General features: G+C 44.7%; 2 protein-coding genes. Both read left to right on the top strand.

The features are described 5' to 3' along the window. Positions 1–6 precede the first annotated feature (6 nt). Positions 7–7,773: an amino acid adenylation domain-containing protein gene (locus tag ACN6NF_RS04835; RefSeq protein ID WP_474315630.1), complete on the top strand. Its 7,767-nt coding sequence runs from the start codon at positions 7–9 to the stop codon at positions 7,771–7,773. Positions 7,774–7,783: 10 nt separating this feature from the next. Continuing rightward, positions 7,784–20,326, top strand: coding sequence for an amino acid adenylation domain-containing protein (locus ACN6NF_RS04840; protein ID WP_474315632.1), 12,543 nt, complete (start codon positions 7,784–7,786; stop codon positions 20,324–20,326). Positions 20,327–20,355 lie beyond the last annotated feature (29 nt).

Below are 20,355 nucleotides of genomic sequence, written 5' to 3' on the forward strand. Positions count from 1 at the left end.
AGCCGTATGAGAAACGCACTCATTCAAAACATTTATCCATTGACACCCATGCAGGAGGGGCTTCTATATCACTCCATTTTAGACGAGCACTCAGAAGCATATTTTGATCAAACGGTCATTACCTTAAATGAACGGTTGAATGCAGAAACGCTGAAGGAAAGCTTTCAAACCCTAATTGACCGTTATGATGTGTTACGGACTGTGTTTGTTTATAAAGAAACAGACCAACCGTTACAAGTCGTGCTGGCTAATAAAGAAGCAACGATTGATTATAGAGACATTACAGAATTAAATGAAGCAGAACAACGTTTATATGTTGATAATTTTACGATTAATGATCGGAAAATGCGTTTTGATCTTGAAAAGGATCTCCTTATTCGGATAAGTGTTCTTGCATTAAGTGATACAAGCTGCAAAATGGTTCTGAGCTTTCATCACATCATTATGGATGGCTGGTGTATTGGTACCATTGCGAAGGATCTATTCCAAATTTACAGAGCTTATTCCATCAAGAAAAAGCCAGAATTGGACGCAGTATTTCCGTATAGCCGATATATCAGTTGGTTAGGGCAGCAAAATAAGAAGACAGCTCTTGCTTATTGGGAACAACAATTATCAGGTGTGGAAGAGCAAAGTGGCTTACCTCTTAGCAGCAAGTCAACTGAGGATGGAAGCTACAAGCTGAACAACCATATTTTCACCCTGGATGAGCAGTTAACCCGTGGTTTGGAAATGATAGCACAACAAAATCAGGTAACCTTAAGTTCTGTATTTCATGGGATATGGGGTCTGTTGCTGCAAAGATACAATAACACCAAGGATGTGGTATTTGGTTCCGTTGTTTCCGGCCGTCCAGCTGAGCTGGAAGGGTCGGAGAAAATGGTTGGATTATTTATTAATACGATTCCTGTACGTATATGTCATAAAGAAGCACAAACATTTTCCCAAATAATCAAACAATTTCAGCAGAACATGATGGAATCGGGGAAGTACCATTTTCTATCCTTGGCTGATATCCAGATGCTAACCCCACTGGGTAAGAGCTTGATCCACCATATCATAGCGTTCGAGAACTACCCAATTACTGAAGAGCTTGCTGGTGGAGAAGGAGAACAGCTTGTTTCAATTGTGGAAACCGAAGGTTTTGAGCAAACGAATTATGATTTTAATATTGGAGTCATTCCTGGTAAAGAATTGAAAGTTAAGTTTGGCTATAACAGTATTGCTTATCAAGCTTCAGATATTCAAAGAATTGAACTGCACCTAAAACAAATAGCTGAACAGGTAGTCTCTAATCCTCATATGAATGTGGACGATATTGATTTGCTTTCGGGCGAGGAAAAACAAAGAATCCTGCGAGATTTTAATGATACAGATGCCTTGTATCCTCAAAGTCAAACGATTCAACAGCTTTTCGAAGAGCAGGCGGCGCTGACGCCGAATCGTTTGGCAGCAGCATTCGCTGATGAGCGGTTAACTTATCTGGAATTGAACGAACGGGCTAATCGCTTGGCTCGCGTCTTGAGGATGAAAGGGGTGCAAACTGGCCAGATTGTTGGGATTGCAGCCTATCGCTCACCGGAGATGCTAGTCGGGATCATGGCTATTCTTAAGGCAGGAGGGGCTTACTTGCCAATCAATCCAGAGGATCCTCTGGAACGAATTCAATATATAGCGGGTAACAGCGGAGCTTCCATCCTGCTGGTGCAGCAGGAAATCCAATCTACATTGAAGGATCTTTCACAGAATATCAACGTGCTTGCGATCGGAGCAGACTGGGCAACTGAAAAAACTAATCTTGAACCTTACAGTGGGCCGGAGGATGTAGCTTACGTAATTTATACTTCAGGTTCTACAGGTAAGCCTAAAGGAGTTATGATTCGTCACACCTCTATAGTGAATCGACTTCATTGGATGCAAAAAAAGTATCCGATTGGTGTGGACGATATCATTTTACAGAAAACACCTTACACCTTTGATGTTTCTGTATGGGAACTATTTTGGTGGGCTATAGCCGGAGCTTCAGTCTACTTTCTTCCACCTGATGGGGAGAAGGATTCCAAGCTACTGGTGAACACGGTGGCAGAGCAGAAAATTACAACCCTTCATTTTGTACCTTCCATGTTGTCTGTTTTTTTGGAGTATGTTGAGCAGCACCAAGCAGAGGGAAAACTCAGCAGCATTAAACGAGTTTTCGCTAGCGGGGAGGCACTAACAGTAAAGCAAGCCAGACGGTTTAATACTCTGCTTCGAAAGCCGAATGGCACAACTCTGCATAATTTATACGGACCAACGGAGGCAACAGTGGATGCAACATGGTTTGATTGCCCGGATGGAGATGATTTGCAGAGTATTCCAATCGGTAAACCGATTGACAATACCCGGTTGTACATTTTGGATCAGGAGGGGAGACTGCTTCCTGTCGGTATTCCGGGGGAACTTCATATTGCTGGTACAGGAGTAGCCCTAGGCTACATTAATCAACCCGATCTAACGGACGAAAGATTCACAGATAGTCCCTTCGTTATCGGAGAGCGCATGTATAAAACAGGGGACTTGGCAAAGTGGCTTCCTGACGGCAATGTGGAGTATCTCGGAAGAACAGACCATCAGGTGAAAATTCGTGGATATCGTATTGAGACTGGAGAAATCGAAAAGGTCCTTCTCTCTCATCATGACATCAGAGAGGCCGTTGTTCTATCTAGAAAAGACCAAGAGGACGAAACGTATTTATGCGCTTATATTGTGTCTGACTGTGAACTCTTAACACAGGAAATACGATCCTATTTGAAAGCGTCTCTACCCTTATATATGGTACCTACTCATCTAATACAGATTGCTGCGATACCTCTTACGACTAATGGAAAGGTGAATCGAGGAGCGCTTCCTGAGCCCCATCATGTGATTCGGGAGCAGGGGTTTGTAGCTCCTCGTACAGATACAGAAACTCGTCTAGTACGTTTGTGGGAGGATATTCTGCATGTGAGCCCAATAGGTGTACACAGCCATTTTTTTGAACTGGGTGGACATTCGCTGAAGGCTACAATACTGATCGGGAAAATTATTCGAGAATTCCAGGTCGAGTTGCCTATGCGTGAAATATTTGAGTTTCCAACTGTGGAAAGCATGAGCAAACTCATTGAACGTACCATCGGAAGAGGGGCAGGTACATTTACCGAAATTGCTCTACTTTCTGGTCAAACCTATTATCCGGTTTCCTCCTCGCAAAGACGTCAGATGATACTGCATCAACTTGAAGGAGCGGAACTGGTTTACAATATGCCTTCTGTCATGCTCGTTCAAGGCCATCTGGATCAGGAGCGGTTGAAAATAGCATTCAACACTCTGATTCACAGGCATGAAGCATTGCGCACTTCATTTTCATGGATCAACGGAGAGCCGGTTCAAAGCGTACATGACGAAGTAGAATTTGAGTTGAGGATTCATAGTCTGACCAGCAAAGAGGATTTAGAGGAACAGCAAATAGAAACGGTGTTAAGTGAATTCGTCCAACCGTTTGACCTGAGCCGTGCCCCTTTATTAAGAGGCGAGCTGATTCCGTTGACAGAGAACCAAAATATGCTGCTGGTTGATTTGCACCATATTATTTCGGATGGCGTTTCTATGTCTATTATTATGGATGAATTTGTAAAAGCGTATGATGGACAAGTACTTCCGCCTCTATCCGTTCAGTACAAAGATTATGCTAGCTGGCATAATGAGCAAGTAAATCATGGATTTATTAAAGATCAGGAATCCTACTGGCTGGACATCTTTAAAAATGAGCCACCTGTACTGGAGCTACCAACGGACTTTCCAAGACCGTCTATTCAAAGCTATGAAGGTAACACGGTATCTCGAATCCTGGGCGATGATATAACAGAGCCACTTCATAAACTCGCAGCTGAAACTCAAAGTACATTATTCATGATTTTACTGGCTGTATATAACGTTGTTTTGTCCAAGCATGCACGACAAGAAGACATTGTCATCGGTACGCCGGTTGCTGGGAGGAGACATCCAGATACGGAAAAGATCGTCGGCATGTTCGTCAATACGTTGGCATTGCGTACTAGCCCTTCATCGGAGAAGAGTCTTTCAGCTTTTTTGGATGAAGTTAAGGAAGCGGTTTTATCTGCTTTTGAGCATCAGGAATATCCCTTTGAGCAATTGGTCGAAAAGCTTGCGCTGCGGAGAGATGTGAGCCGAAGCCCGATCTTCGACACCATGTTTGTCATGCAAAACACAAAAGGACAGCCGCTACAATCTAGTGGGTTGGAATTCAAACCGTTTCCATTCAATCCAGGTGTTTCCCGATTTGATTTAACCTTGAGCGCGGAAGAAACAGGCAGCTACCTTCATTTAAATTTGGAGTACAACAGTGCTTTGTTCCAAAAGGACACTGTCGAACGCTTCTTGGATCATATGGTGGTGGTGCTAAGGTCTTTTGTAGCTAATAGCACACAAACGATAGGTGATACAGATTTATTAACAGCGGTAGAAAAAGAAGTGATTTTGAAAAAATTCAACGGGACGGCTGCGCCTTATCCAAGGGAGAAGACGATTCATCAATTGTTTGAGGAGCAGGTGGAGCGAACACCGGAACATCCGGCAGCTCTATACCAAGATCGGCAATTGACGTACCGGGAGCTGAATGCCCAAGCGAATCGGGTGGCTCACGTCCTGCGGAAGAAAGGCATCGGACCCGACCAGATGGTGGGCATCGCAGTTCATCGATCGCTGGAGATGATCGTCGGCCTGCTGGGGATTTTGAAGGCAGGCGGGGCGTATCTGCCGCTACATCCAGAGGACCCAGAAGAACGGCTGGGATTCATGCTGGAGGATAGCGGGGCATCTATCCTGCTGACCCAGCGGGATCAGTTGGACCGCCTTCGTCCGCACGGAGCCGACCGCGAGCTGATCGCTATCGAAGATTTGCTGGTGGAGGGGATGGAGCTTACAGGAGAAGAATGCGAGAAGAACCCAGAACCTGTTAACCGTTCGAGCGATTTGGTGTACGTGATCTATACGTCAGGCTCCACTGGCAAGCCGAAGGGGGTCATGATTGAGCACGCTTCACTGATCAACCGTCTGCACTGGATGGAACAACGAATTCCGTTTGGGGCGGAGGATGTGATCCTGCAAAAAACGCCCTACACCTTTGACGTATCGTTGTGGGAGCTGTTCTCGTGGGCGATTCAGGGAGCGACAGTATGCTTTTTGGAGCCGGGAGGCGAGAAAGATCCGGCAACGATAGCCGAAACGGTGGAGGCCAACGGAGTAACAGCGATCCATTTTGTGCCATCCATGCTGGGAGCGTTCCTGGAGTATATCGAGCACAGCGGAGCCGCCGGGAAAATGCGGAGTGTACGGCGAGTATTTGCCAGCGGGGAAGCGTTGATGACAGAGCATGTCCGCCGATTTAACCGTTTGCTGGGAGCCGGCGGAGCCACGCTGCACAACTTGTATGGACCGACGGAAGCAACGGTAGAGGTGGCGTATTACGACTGTCCTGGGGAACAGGAACCGGAGAGCATTCCAATCGGGAAGCCGATTGACAACGTGAAATTGTATATTTTGGACTATAAAGACCGATTACAGCCGATAGGCATACCGGGCGAACTGCATATTGGAGGGGAGTGCGTAGCCCGAGGATATGTAAATCGGAAAGAACTGACGGAGGAGAAGTTCGTAGAAGACCCATACGCGGCGGGGGGACGGATGTACCGGACGGGAGACTTGGCGAGATGGCTGCCGGATGGAAACATTGAATATATGGGTCGGATTGACCATCAGGTGAAAATTCGGGGCTACCGGATCGAACTGGGTGAGATTGAAGCGGCAATATTGGGCTACGAAGGGGTCCAGACGGCAGTAGTGCTTGCTCGTGATGACCGTTCTGGGGGAAGTTATTTATGCGCCTATGTTGAACATGCCAAGGAATTCAATATACAAGCATTAAAGGCTCGTATTAAAGAAATCCTTCCTGAGTACATGGTGCCCGCTTATATCGTATCTATGGAAGCTATGCCTTATCTATCGAGCGGTAAGATCGACAGAAAAGCATTGCCTGAGCCTGATCACAGTCTGTCGATTGAGGTAGATTATATTTCTCCTTCCAATGAGGTTGAAGCGTTGATGGCCGAAATCTGGCAAGAGGTTCTTGGCTATGCTCCTATCGGAACGAATCATAACTTTTTTGAATTGGGCGGAGATTCAATTAAAGCTATTCAAATTTCCACACGTCTAAGTAAGCACGGATATCGTATGGAAATTAAGGACCTTTTCCGTCATCAAACGATAGGTAGCCTGACTCCGGATCTAAGAGCAGTCAGTGTTCAAGCCGAACAAGGGATTATTGAAGGAGAGGCTGAGTTATCGCCTATCCAACGATGGTTTTTTGAGCAAAAGTTCACGGAATCGAACTATTGGAACCAGGCTGTTATGTTGTATAGCCAAAAGGGATGGAAGGAAGAACTGGTCGATCAGGTGTTGTGTAAGCTGACAGAGCATCATGATGCCTTGCGAATGACATATACAGCGAATCCGGACGGAATTATTCCCACCATTCATGGTACGAATCGAAAGGCATATGCTCTTACTGTTCTGGATGTAAGTCATGAGGCATCCATTGAAGAAGCAATCCAAAGCCTTAGCGAAGCGATTCAGCGGCGTATGAATTTAGAAGAGGGTCCACTTGTGCAAGCAGGATTGTTTCACACCGCTCAAGGTGATCACTTACTACTCGCGATACATCATTTGGTGGTAGATGGAGTTTCTTGGAGAATTCTATTGGAAGATTTGGAGCAAGGGTATATGCAGGCGCTTAATAATGAAGAAATCTTCTTCCAGGCGAAGACCCATTCATGGAAGGATTGGACCCATCGCCTTGGTGATGATGCAAAGGGTGGGCGTCCAGCTCGTTACAAGCGTTATTGGGAGAATGTGATCCGTCATGCCAGTAAACCGCTTCATAAAGACTATCCGGCCGCTGACAGAAGAGGGAAAGACCTGAAAATCTGCAACGTAAGGCTTTCCGAGCAACAAACAGACCGTCTGCAGAAGGATGTACACAAGGCTTATAGTACGAATGTAAACGATCTACTGTTGACAGCCTTTGGACTGGCATTGAAAGACTGGACTGATGATGATGAATTTACTATTTTGCTGGAAGGGCACGGACGGGAACAGATTTTTGATGATATAGATATAACCAGAACGGTCGGTTGGTTTACTACGATGTATCCTATTCATTTGGATATGAAGCATAATGCAGATTTAGCTTACCAAATTAAGCTGACCAAGGAAGCGTTGCGACGTGTTCCTAATAAGGGTATTGACTTCGGAATTCTGGAATATATGACCCTACACGATTTGAAAAGTACTAATCAGGGACATTTTGCACCTGAAATCCGGTTTAATTATCACGGCCAGATTGATTCAGGCTCAGTTGCGCCTTTATTTGTCGAATCAAAGTATTCTCCGGGCCGGACAGTAAGTGAGGAGACCGAGACACCATTTGTGCTTGATATTAATGGCAGTATCGAACAGGGGATATTAACCCTCGGGATTGAGTATAGCAGTCGTGAATATGCTGAATCGAGTATTCAAAAATTAGGAAATTTCTTGCAAAGTCGTTTGCTAGAAATTATCGAGCATTGCTCGGAAAAGAAGGAGAAGGAATGGACTCCCGCAGATGTGAGCGATGAGAATCTTTCAATTAACGATTTGGATGAGATTATGGCCTACTATAAAAATAATACATCTTCCTAGGCGGTGGATTATGAGTAAAGATCTGCAAATTCAAAGTATATTCCGATTAACCCCGATGCAACAAGGAATCTTGTTCCATAGCCTGCTAGATCAAACTTCGTACGCCTATTTTGAACAAGTGAGTCTTACCTTGAACGGTTTACTCGAGGTAGAGCTTCTGGATCGAAGTCTTTCTGTTCTATTTGAGCGCCATGAGATATTGCGCAGCAATGTTTTTCACATCAATATTGAAGAGCCTAAATTGATCGTATTTCGGCAGAAGCATCCATCAATTCACTTTGAGGACATTTCTTCACTAACGCAATCTGATCAGGTGGCCTATATAGAACAGTTTGTTCAACGTGATAAGACCAACGGATTTGATATCACCCGGGATGAGTTATTCCGGGTCTCCATATTGCAATGTGCGTCAGATGTATATAAGCTGATCGTTAGCTTTCATCACATCATTATGGATGGATGGTGCTTAGAAATCGTTCTGAAAGAATGGTTCCAGATCTACACATCATTGAAAAAAAATGAGCCAGTTCAGCTAGGGGAAGCTCCTTCTTATGAAAAATACCTCAAATGGTTGGACAAGCAGGATACAGATACAGCGCTTACGTTTTGGGAGCGATATTTGGATGGTTTTGAACAGCAGAGCATCTTGCCTACGATTGGTAAAGGGAGCCACGTTGACTACGATCCACAGCAGCAAATCTTTAGCTTTGATTCGCAATTAACTGGTCAGTTGGAATCACTGGCCAAAGAACTCAAGGTTACTTTGAGTACATTGTTTCACTCTATCTGGGGTTTGCTATTGATGAAATACAACAACACCCGCGACGTGGTATTTGGCTCTGTCGTTTCCGGTCGTCCGTCAGATATTCCGGGAGCAGAAAATATGGTGGGCCTATTTATCAATACTATTCCAGTGCGTATATCAAGTGAAGAGGATCATCTTGCTTTTTCGGAATTCGTCCAGCATGTACAACATTCGGTTATGGAGGCGGGAGAGCACCATTATGTGCCTCTTGCTGATATTCAGGCGGGGAGTTTGTTGAAGAGTAATCTGATACACCATATTTTGGCTTTTGAAAACTTCCCGGGTATGGAGGAAGCCTCCGATCACGCGGACGAAAACAGTTTAGCGGTTTCGGAGATGGCTGGCTTTGAACAAACTAATTATTCCTTCAATCTTAACGTTGTCCCCGGTGAGAAACTGCGGATGAAATTCAGCTATAACGGTCTATTATACGAACCAGCATATATAGATCGATTAGGTCGACACGTTGAAGAAATCGCCCGCACTGTGGTTTCATCTGCTGATGTTGTTTTGAACGAAATAGATATTATTCTGCCAGAAGAAAAAGAATTGATTTTGAAGAAATTCAACGGGACGGCTGCGCCTTATCCAAGGGAGAAGACGATTCATAAATTGTTTGAGGAGCAGGTAGAGCGAACACCGGAACATCCGGCAGCCCTATACAAAGATCGGCAATTGACGTACCGGGAGCTGAATGCCCAAGCGAATCGGGTGGCTCACGTCCTGCGGACGAAAGGGATCGGGCCCGACCAGATGGTGGGCATCGCAGTTCATCGATCGCTGGAGATGATCGTTGGTCTGCTGGGGATTTTGAAGGCAGGCGGGGCGTATCTGCCGCTACATCCAGAGGACCCGGAAGAACGGCTGGGATTCATGCTGGAGGATAGCGGGGCATCTATCCTGCTGACCCAGCGGGATCAGTTGGACCGCCTTCATCCGCACGGAGCCAATCGCGAGCTGATCGCTATCGAAGATCTGCTGATGGAGGGGATGGAGCTTACAGGAGAAGAATGCGAGAAGAACCCGGAACCCGTTAACCGCTCGAACGATTTGGTGTACGTGATCTATACGTCAGGCTCCACCGGCAAGCCGAAGGGGGTCATGATTGAGCACGCCTCACTGATCAACCGTCTGCACTGGATGGAACAACGAATTCCGTTTGGAGCGGAGGATGTGATCCTGCAAAAAACGCCCTACACCTTTGACGTATCGTTGTGGGAGCTGTTCTCGTGGGCGATTCAGGGAGCGACAGTATGCTTTTTGGAGCCGGGAGGCGAGAAAGACCCGGCAACGATAGCCGAAACGGTGGAGGCCAACGGAGTAACAGCGATCCATTTTGTGCCATCCATGCTGGGAGCGTTCCTGGAGTATATCGAGCACAGCGGAGCCGCCGGGAAAATGCGGAGTGTACGGCGAGTATTTGCCAGCGGGGAAGCGCTGATGACAGAGCATGTCCGCCGATTTAACCGTTTGCTGGGAGCCGAAGGAGCCACGCTGCACAACCTGTATGGACCGACGGAAGCGACGGTAGAGGTGGCGTATTACGACTGTCCTGGGGAACAGGAACCGGAGAGCATTCCAATCGGGAAGCCGATTGACAACGTGAAATTGTATATTTTGGACTATAAAGACCGATTGCAGCCAATAGGCGTACCAGGCGAACTGCATATTGGAGGGGACTGCGTAGCCCGAGGATATGTGAATCGGAAAGAACTGACGGAGGAGAAGTTCGTAGAAGATCCATATACGTCAGAGGGACGGATGTACCGGACGGGAGACTTGGCGAGATGGCTGCCGGATGGAAACATTGAATATATGGGTCGGATCGACCATCAGGTGAAAATTCGGGGCTACCGGATCGAACTGGGTGAGATTGAAGCGGCCTTACTCGCGTACGAAGGTGTCAAGGCGGCTACAGTACTTGCCCTTGATGATCGAGATGGTGGTAAATATTTATGCGCATATTTCGAAAGCGGAGAAGGTTTGAACACATCTATTTTAAGGGCGCACTTGAAGGCACTCATACCGGATTACATGGTGCCAAGTCATTTCGTTCGGCTAGATGTTATGCCGCACCTGTCCAGTGGCAAGGTTAACCGTAAAGCGCTACCCGAACCAGATCATGGGATGCGAGCCACCAGCTATGTTGCACCAAGAAACGAAACGGAAAGAAAACTAGCCGAGATTTGGGAGAAGTTGCTGGACATATCCTCCATCGGTATACATGACAACTTTTTTGAACTGGGTGGACATTCACTAACGGCGACTCGACTTATGTCTCGAATCAATAAGTTGCTGCAAGTTGAAATTCCACTCCGTGATATTTTTGCACATCCGACCATCGAAGAAATGAGTGTTTTGATCTGCGGACCAGAGGTTGCAGCTGGGACGATGATGGATATTGCTCCTGCCGAGCTACGCGATTCTTATCCAGTGACATCCGTTCAAAAGAGACAAATGATTTTACATCAGTTTGAAGGAGCAGAAACAGCATACAATATGCCCTTTGCCTTACTGATGGAGGGAGAACTGGACATCCAGCGGCTGGAGCGAGTGTTCAGGGATCTAATAGATAGGCATGAGGCATTGCGGACATCATTTGAGTGGGGCACAGAGGAGCCAGTACAAAAAATTCATAGTGAGGTTCCATTTCAACTGAGTTTTCAACAGGCTGATGATATCGGAATAGAAGCACAGGACAAACAGATTCAAGCGATATTCAAAACGTTCGTAAGACCGTTTAACTTAGGTCAGGCTCCGTTGTTGCGGGCGAAGCTGGTGCGTATTTCGGACAATAGGCATATTTTGATGGTAGATATGCACCATATTGTTGCAGATGGTGTTTCCATGAGCGTTTTGGCTAATGATTTCACGACATTGTATCACGGGAACTCACTGCCACCATTGCGTATTCAATATAAAGATTACGCCGTTTGGAATAGTGAGTGGATCAAAGAAGGACACTTGATTAAGCAGGAACAATACTGGCTAGACTTGTTTTCGGATGAGCTTCCTGTCCTTAATCTACCAACTGATTTCACGAGACCTCAAGTACAGAGCTTTGAAGGTGACCGGTATTCTTTTCAAGCTGATAAGACACTTCGTGAAAGTCTACAGCAATTTGTTGCAGAAAATCGGACCACTTTATTTATGGTACTGCTATCGGCTTACAACGTGTTGCTGCATAAGTATTCAGGCCAGGAAGATATCGTGGTAGGGTCTCCAATAGCAGGTCGTAATCATACAGATTTAGAAAATATTATGGGGATGTTCGTTAACACACTAGTGCTGCGCAACCGTCCAGCTGCTGACAAAACGCTCAAGCAATTTTTACTGGAGGTGCAAAGAAGCAGCCTGGAAGCTTTCGAACATCAGGATTATCCAATAGAAGATCTTGTAGATAAGCTCGAACTTCACAGGGATTTGAGCCGAAATCCTCTGTTTGATACGATGTTCTCTCTAGAAAATACCGATTCGGTAAGCCTTCAAGCTGACGGGATATCCATATCACCGTATTCTGTTGAAGCTGGCATAGCCAAAGTTGATTTAACGTTAACAGCAGAAGCGGATCAAGAGGGACTCTCTTTTCGAATTGATTATTGTAATAAGCTGTTTCACAAAGAAAGTATTGAGAGAATGTCGAAGCATTATTTGCAGATTTTACAGACTATTGTGGACTCTGCGGATGTCCGGATTGGCGACGTAAACATGGTAACTGTATCCGAAGAAGAGATTTTGTTAACGAAATTTAATACGGTACCCGCTTCTAACGAGAAAGAGAACCGAAAATTGCTGCATCAGCTCTTTGAAGAGCAGGTAGCGAAGACGCCGGAGCGTGTCGCGGTATCGTTTGAGGAACAACAATGGACTTACAGCGAGTTAAACGATAAAGCGAATCAGCTTGCCAGAGTGCTTAGAGAAAAAGGAGTACAGGCTAATACGCTTGTTGGCATGATGGTAGAGCGATCTTTTGAAATGATAGTCGGAATCCTAGGGATTTTAAAGGCTGGGGGTGCGTATGTTCCTCTGGCACCAGATTATCCTGCGGAGCGAATTAGTATGATGCTATACGATTGCAAGATAAAGCTATTATTGGCTTCCCATCGTGTTCTGACTGAGTCAACTTTCATGAAAGAGGCAGGAGCAGACGGGTTTGCAGGGGAAATCCTTGATTTGGATCAGCTCGATACTATCGTCAAGGATTCAGATTCTATTAACTTACCTTATGTGAATGAATCGGATGATTTGGCATATGTGCTATACACCTCTGGCTCAACAGGTAAACCAAAAGGGAATCTGACCATGCATTATAATGTGGGGAGATTGATTAAAAATTCCAATTATATCGATCTTACGGAACAGGATATTCTCTTGCAGTTATCCAACTATGCCTTTGATGGGTCAGTCTTCGATATATTTGGCGCTCTGGTCAATGGTTCTAAGCTGGTTCTCTTACGTAAAGAGAACATGCTGAATCCAGAAAAACTGTCTTCCTTAATTCGAAATGAAAATGTCTCAGTATTTTTTATTACTACTGCTTTGTTTAACACGTTGATAGAAACAAACATTGAATGTTTTACTACAATTCGTAAAGTACTTTTTGGTGGAGAGCGGGTTTCGCTACCGCATGTGAGCAAGTTGTTTGAACATATTGGACCCCATAAAATGCTGCACATGTACGGTCCTACCGAAAGCACGGTCTTTGCTACCTGTTATGGTGTCGATCAGATTCATGAACGGAAAGGTACCATTCCGATTGGAGCCCCGATTACAGGTACTACTGTGTATATTCTAGATAAAAATCTCAAACTTCAGCCTATTGGTATACCAGGGGAGCTTTGTATATCAGGGGATGCACTATCCCAGGGTTATTTGAATCTACCTGATTTTACAAACGAAAAGTTTATAGACAATCCATTTAATCCAGGCGAGAAAATGTACAAAACAGGTGATATTGCAAAATGGCTTCCAGATGGAAATATTGAATTTGTAGGCCGCCAAGATCATCTGGTGAAAATTAGGGGGTTCCGTATAGAGCTTGGAGAAATTGAAAATCAACTACTATCCCATGAACGCATTAAAGAGGCAATAGTTGTAGCTAAACCGGATCAATCCGGCCAAAATCGTATTTCTGCATATATGGTGACAGACGGGGAATTAAATACTTCAGCTATTCGCCGTTACTTGGCGAAGTATTTACCAGATTACATGTTGCCATCCAGCTTAATACTGCTTGACAGTTTGCCGCTGAACGCTAATGGCAAGGTGGATCAGAAGAAATTGCCAGAGCCTCATATCAACTTAGACTTAAGCACGCTGTATGAACCACCGACAAGCCCTACGGAAGAGAAGTTGATCAAAATTTGGGAAGGCGTACTGGGACAAGAGGGAATTGGAATTAGTCACAGTTTTTTTGACCTTGGAGGAGACTCTATTAAGGCCATTCAAGTTATCGCAAGGTTGAGTCAAGAGGGATTAAAGCTGGATATGAAGGACATATTTCAGCACCCTACTGTTCAGCAAGTAGCACCATATGTCCAACGTCGTTCCAGAATCATTGACCAGAAGGCGGTAACAGGTGAGGTACAGCTAACTCCAATCCAAAAATGGTTCTTCGAAAATGTACAGGATGATCGGAACCATTTTAATCAAGCGGTTATGTTGTTTACTAGTGGTGTGTTTGATGAAGAAGCCCTAAAAACTGCTTTGGAGAATATTATTATTCACCATGATGCCCTACGAATGGTGTATGAGATCGGTCAGAGTTCTGTTAGCCAATACCATATGGAAACGCAGTTAAAGCCTCTTCATTTAAATATTTATAATCTACAAGGAAATAACGATGCTGAAAGCAAGATTGAGGAAGAGGCTAGTCGGCTACAGGCTACCATGGACTTAAGAGCAGGCGAGATGATCCGGGTTGGCTTGTTCCAAACAGATCAAGGTCAGCATTTGCTGATTGCTATTCACCATCTAGTTATTGATGGAGTCTCCTGGCGAATCTTATTAGAGGATTTGGAGAGCGCATATACCCAGGCATTACAAGGTGAGACTATCACTTTGCCGGATAAAACGGACTCTTTTCAGTATTGGTCTGACCGGCTTGCAGAGTATTCGAATAGTCGGGCTTTACTAAAGGAGAAGGCATATTGGCAGCAAATTGAAGGTGTTCAATGTGAGTCTCCATTTCCTCAGAAGAGAGCAGTTACTGAAGAGGGTGGAGTGAAAAAAGAAAGAACGAGTATAGCTGTCCGGTTGGACAAGCAAGATACACAGCTACTGCTTGGGACTGCTCATCAGGCTTATAATACCGAAATTAATGACTTATTGTTATCAGCACTTGGATTGGCTATTAAGCAATGGGCGGGTAGTAAAATCTTCGCTATTAATCTTGAAGGACATGGCAGGGAAGAGATTATGGAGGAGATTGATGTTACTCGAACCATAGGCTGGTTTACTTCGATGTTTCCTGTTGTGCTGGATATGAGGGATAGTGAAGATATTTCATCTGTTATTCGGCGAACTAAGGAAATGATTCGGCATATCCCTAATCGAGGGATTGGATACGGAGTTCTGAAGTATTTGACCGATGTGGAGCATATTCAAGATTTAGATTTTAACATACAGCCACAAATCAGTTTTAATTATCTGGGTCAATTTATGGAGGGTACGCAAGAGGGAAGCTTTGAATCATCACCGTTATCTCCTGGACGTTCTGTTGGTGAAGGGGCAGAAAGCCATTTTACACTGGACATCAACAGTATTGTTTCCCAAGACCAACTGTTACTTGAATTTGGATATATTCGCGGCGAGCATGAAGACCATGCTATTGAACAATTATCCCTTATGTATATTGAGCATTTAAAAATGTTAATTAATCACTGTACAAACATTTCACAGAAGGTTCTCACACCATCTGATTACCAAGACCATACTCTCTCTATTCCTGAATTAGATCAGATTCTCACACAGTTTGGTGGGACTGAACAGGTAGAGCATATTTACCCGTTAACACCTATGCAGCAGGGAATGCTGTTCCATTACATGATGGAGCCAGAAACTACAGCTTATGTTGAACAAGTGGCGATTGAAATGGAAGGAGAACTACAGCAGGAACTTCTGGAACAGAGTTTTCAAGAATTGTTGGCAAAATATGAAGTATTGCGTACGAATTTTGTGTTTACCGGTATACGTGAACCTCGGCAAGTAGTGCGTAAACATCAACATGCAGAGTTTCGGTTTTATGACCTTACCGGGATGAATGAGCAAGAAATTACCGCTTATCTAGAGGATTACAAAAAACAAGATCTTCTGCGTGGATTTGATTTATCCAATGAGGCACTAATACGTATAAATGTATTAAGAACAACTCCTGATAAGTTCCTTATGATGTGGACCTTCCATCATATGATTATGGATGGATGGTGCGTAGGAATTGTCTACCACGATTTTATGAGCATGTATCTAGAATTGAAAGATGGTAGACCGCTTAAGTCTGAAACAGCCCCTGCTTATTCAACTTATATTCGTTGGCTGGAAAAGCAGGACAAAGAGGAGTCCATGCAATATTGGAAACAGGCTTTGGATGGATATACGCAATGTGCAGTTATACCAAAGACGTCCAAATTGCAGGCTAAAGAAAGTGGTTACCGGACGAGTCAGCTGGAATTTTCGTTAGACCAAACACTGACACGACGATTAACAGAGATTGCATCTCATAATCGGATTACGGTCAACACGTTGTTCCAATCCATGTGGGGGGCATTGCTTCAAAGATATAACAATACCAACGATGTAGTATTTGGAGCAGTCGTTTCAGGGCGACCGCCAGTAATCCCGGACATTGAGAGCATGGTAGGTATTTTCATTAATACGATTCCCGTGCGAATTTATGGCGAGGAGAATGAAAGCTTCATTGAAATGGCCAAGAGAGCTCAACAAAGCTCCATTGAATCGGTTAAGTATGAGTACACATCGTTAGCAGACATTCAATCCATATCTACACTGAAGCAAAGCCTGCTAGATCATATTATTGTGTTTGAAAATTACCCTGAGTATGGCGAAGAAGAGGCGCTGCAGAAGCACAATCTGAAAATTCACGTGCGAGATATGGCCTTTTATGAACAGACAAACTATGACTTTAATCTTATTGTTTCCCTGAAAGAAGAACTGAACATTAAATTTCTGTACAACGCTGATACCTTAAGTAGAGAATTTGTGGAACGTATAAAAAATCATTTAAATGGCGTAGTCCGACAAATCGTGGATAATCCAGAGATGAGTATATCCTCGATTGAAGTAACTTCTTTACCGGAGAAAGAAGTGATTTTGAATGAATTTAACAATACGACGGCGATCTATCCGCGAGAGAAGACAATCCATCAATTGTTTGAGGAGCAGGTGGAACGAACACCGGAACATCCGGCAGCCCTTTATAAAGGACGGCAACTAACGTATCAGGAGCTGAATGCCCAAGCGAATCGGTTGGCTCATGTGCTGCGGGAAAAAGGAGTAGGACCTGATCGTGTGGTGGGGATCGCGGTTCACCGATCGTTGGAGATGATTATCGGGCTACTAGGAATCTTGAAAGCAGGTGGAGCTTATCTGCCGCTGAATCCAGAGGATCCTGAAGAACGACTGGCGTTCATGCTGGAGGACAGTGGAGCATCCATTTTATTGACCCAGCAAGAGTTAGCGGAGCAGCTTCGTTGTCATGGAACAACCCGGGAACTGATCGCTATCGAAGATATGCTGGTACAGAAAAAGGAGCAAACAGGAAGAGAAAAGAATCTGGAATCGATCAATCGCTCGACGGATTTGGTATATGTGATTTACACCTCGGGGTCTACGGGTAAGCCCAAAGGAGTCATGATTGAGCATGCCTCGCTGATCAATCGTCTGCACTGGATGCAAAAGCGGATTCCATTTGGAGCGGAGGATGTGATCCTGCAAAAGACACCGTATACCTTTGATGTATCGTTGTGGGAATTATTCTCGTGGGCCATCCAAGGGGCAACGGTATGCTTTTTGGAGCCAGGAGGAGAGAAGGACCCGGCAACAATAGCTGAAACGGTTGAGGCTAACCGGGTAACGGCATTGCATTTTGTGCCGTCGATGCTGGGAGCGTTTCTGGAATACATGGAACACAGCGGAGCTGCGGGGAAAATGCACAGTGTAAGACGTGTATTTGCCAGCGGAGAAGCGCTGATGACAGAGCATGTTCGTCGGTTTAACCGCCTGATAGGAGGCGGCGGTGCCACGCTGCATAATCTGTATGGCCCAACGGAAGCGACCGTGGAGGTGGCGTATTATGACTGTCCTGCCGAGCATGAACCGGAGAGCATTCCGATCGGGAAGCCGATTGATAACGTAAAATTGTACGTTTTGGACAAGAAGGACCGTTTGCAACCGATAGGGATACCGGGGGAACTGCATATTGGGGGCGACTGTGTAGCGCGAGGATATGTCAACCGGGAGGAATTGACGGAAGAGAAATTCGTAGAAGATCCATACGAGCCGGGAGGACGGATGTACCGAACAGGAGATCTGGCCAGATGGTTGCCGGATGGAAATATCGAATATATGGGCAGAATCGATCATCAGGTGAAAATCCGCGGGTATCGGATCGAACTGGGTGAGATTGAGGCGGCTTTGCTTGCACATGATGGAGTTCGGGCAGCGGCAGTGCTTGCTCGTGCTGATGACCGAACGGGGACGCCTAGTTTGGGTGCGTATCTTGTTGCCGAACCTCATGTGACAACGGCAATGTTGCGACAAAATCTATCTGTCTCAGTTCCAGAGTATATGATTCCAGCTTATTTTGTATTCTTGGATCAGATGCCGCTCACGTCGAGTGGTAAGATTAATCGTCGTATGCTATTAGAAATTGAGCTGGAGTTTGGTACCGGAACAGAATATGTAGAGCCCAGCAGCGAGCTGGAAAAGGAATTAGTCGAGATCTGGATGAGTGTACTTGGTGTTGAACATGTGGGTATCGACGACAATTTCTTTGAACTGGGAGGACATTCTTTAACGGCTATTCAGCTTGCATCTCGGTTACAGGGGATTTTGAGTAGTGAATTACGGTTGAGCAGTATCTATCAATACCCTACGGTCAGAGAGTTGGCACTACATGTGGAAAGAATGGAAGAGAACCATTCTGTACTTGCCCAACAATTTGATCAGATTATAGCGTTGCTACATCAAAAGCTGAACGTTAAGGGATGGATACAACAAGAGCAATTCAATGGAAAATCTTATATTGTTCTGCATTTAGAAGAGGGAGCCATTTCTTTCGAAAAAGAGATTATGGAACTGTTGGACATGAATTGCGATGAATCAGTCCAGCCTCATTACATCACTTGGCATGGAGAAGAAACCCTGAGACTAGAAAAGGTCAATCTTGAAGACATTAAGAGCATATGGACAGAAAGAATTGACAATGATTTGGACGTTTTCTCCAAAGCTATTCTAAGCCCAGGAGTGATCGAGAGACTGGCAGTTTCTCCAACACAACGCTACCATCTCCAACACAGTGATATTTCTGGCACGATTATTCCGCTAGAAAAACATATGAACATGGAGTATGTGGAAGAAGCGATTCTGCAGATTATTCGAGATCAAGATTTGATGAGAAGTACGCTGTGTGAAGAAAACGGAGAATTGCAATGGCAAGTAAGGGAAGCACCGAATCATCTTCCTGTACCACTGGTGGATATCTCTATGTATGACGAAGATACACAGCAAGTGATTCTGAATAATATCATCTGGCCTTATTTTTACAAAAAGCATGAATTGAGCAATTCACTTTTATATCGGATATTGATTGTGAAAAAGAATCTGAAAGACTACCTGCTTATATTACCTTTTTCGCACTCGATCTTTGACTTTATGAGCAGTGAGATTATTAAGCACCAGTTCAACACTTATTATGAATGTGTTCGAGCTGGAAAGGAAACGCCTGAAGGGAGCAAAAATCGTTACTCTGATTTTACAGCTCATATTATGGAAGGACCTCAGGGTGTTGACGACTTGGAACTAGTAACTACCTATAGTCTGGATAAGTTTGATCGTGCAATTGGTCGTATAACCGATTTTGTGGGTCAAAAAGCAGTACTTGAGGGGCATACAACCGTTATCTGGGATTTGAAATCTTCCGAGAGAGCAGTTCACTTGGACAACACAAGTCAATGGGAGATCGCATTCTTTATATTCACTACTTTTTGTAAAATGTATTTCGAGCTTAGTCAGGTTCCAATTTGGGTAACGCAATATGGTCGAAGCTTTGGAGAGAAGCGTTACTATGATGTTGTTGGTGAATTTGTGGATCATATCCCGATACTAACTAATTTAGACCAAAACCTTGTATCTCTAGAACAGCAGGTTCGCCAAAGTGTTCAATGGGCAGCTGAACATAATATCAGCTTTGCTAACTTAATGTATAACCCGGATGTACAGAACGATTATCCTTTATCTGGGAGATACTTGCAGCAGGCTTTGGATAGAATGCCGATTGTATTTAATTTCCTTGGTGAGCTGAGAAGTGAGCATCAACTCCTACAAACGGTGGATCTGGGTAATGTCAATGTTGAAGGAAGAACGCGAATTTTATGCGAAGTTTGGCATGATAGCGAGTCTAATCTGTTTGTGGCACTAACTGTACCTTTTTCAGAAGACGAAAGTATAGTACGGAATCATTTACAAAGTGCCTTGGAGCAATTGGAAAGACGCTGGGCAACCGTTCTGTAACTCTTGCCCTAACCGAATAGGGGGATCTC

It is taken from the genome of Paenibacillus sp. TSM33 (assembly GCF_056099025.1).

Excerpts from the sequence above, each read along its gene's own strand:
- ACN6NF_RS04840 (WP_474315632.1), top strand. The coding sequence starts at position 7,784 with ATGAGTAAAGATCTGCAAATTCAAAGTATATTCCGATTAACCCCGATG.
- ACN6NF_RS04835 (WP_474315630.1), top strand. The coding sequence starts at position 7 with ATGAGAAACGCACTCATTCAAAACATTTATCCATTGACACCCATGCAG.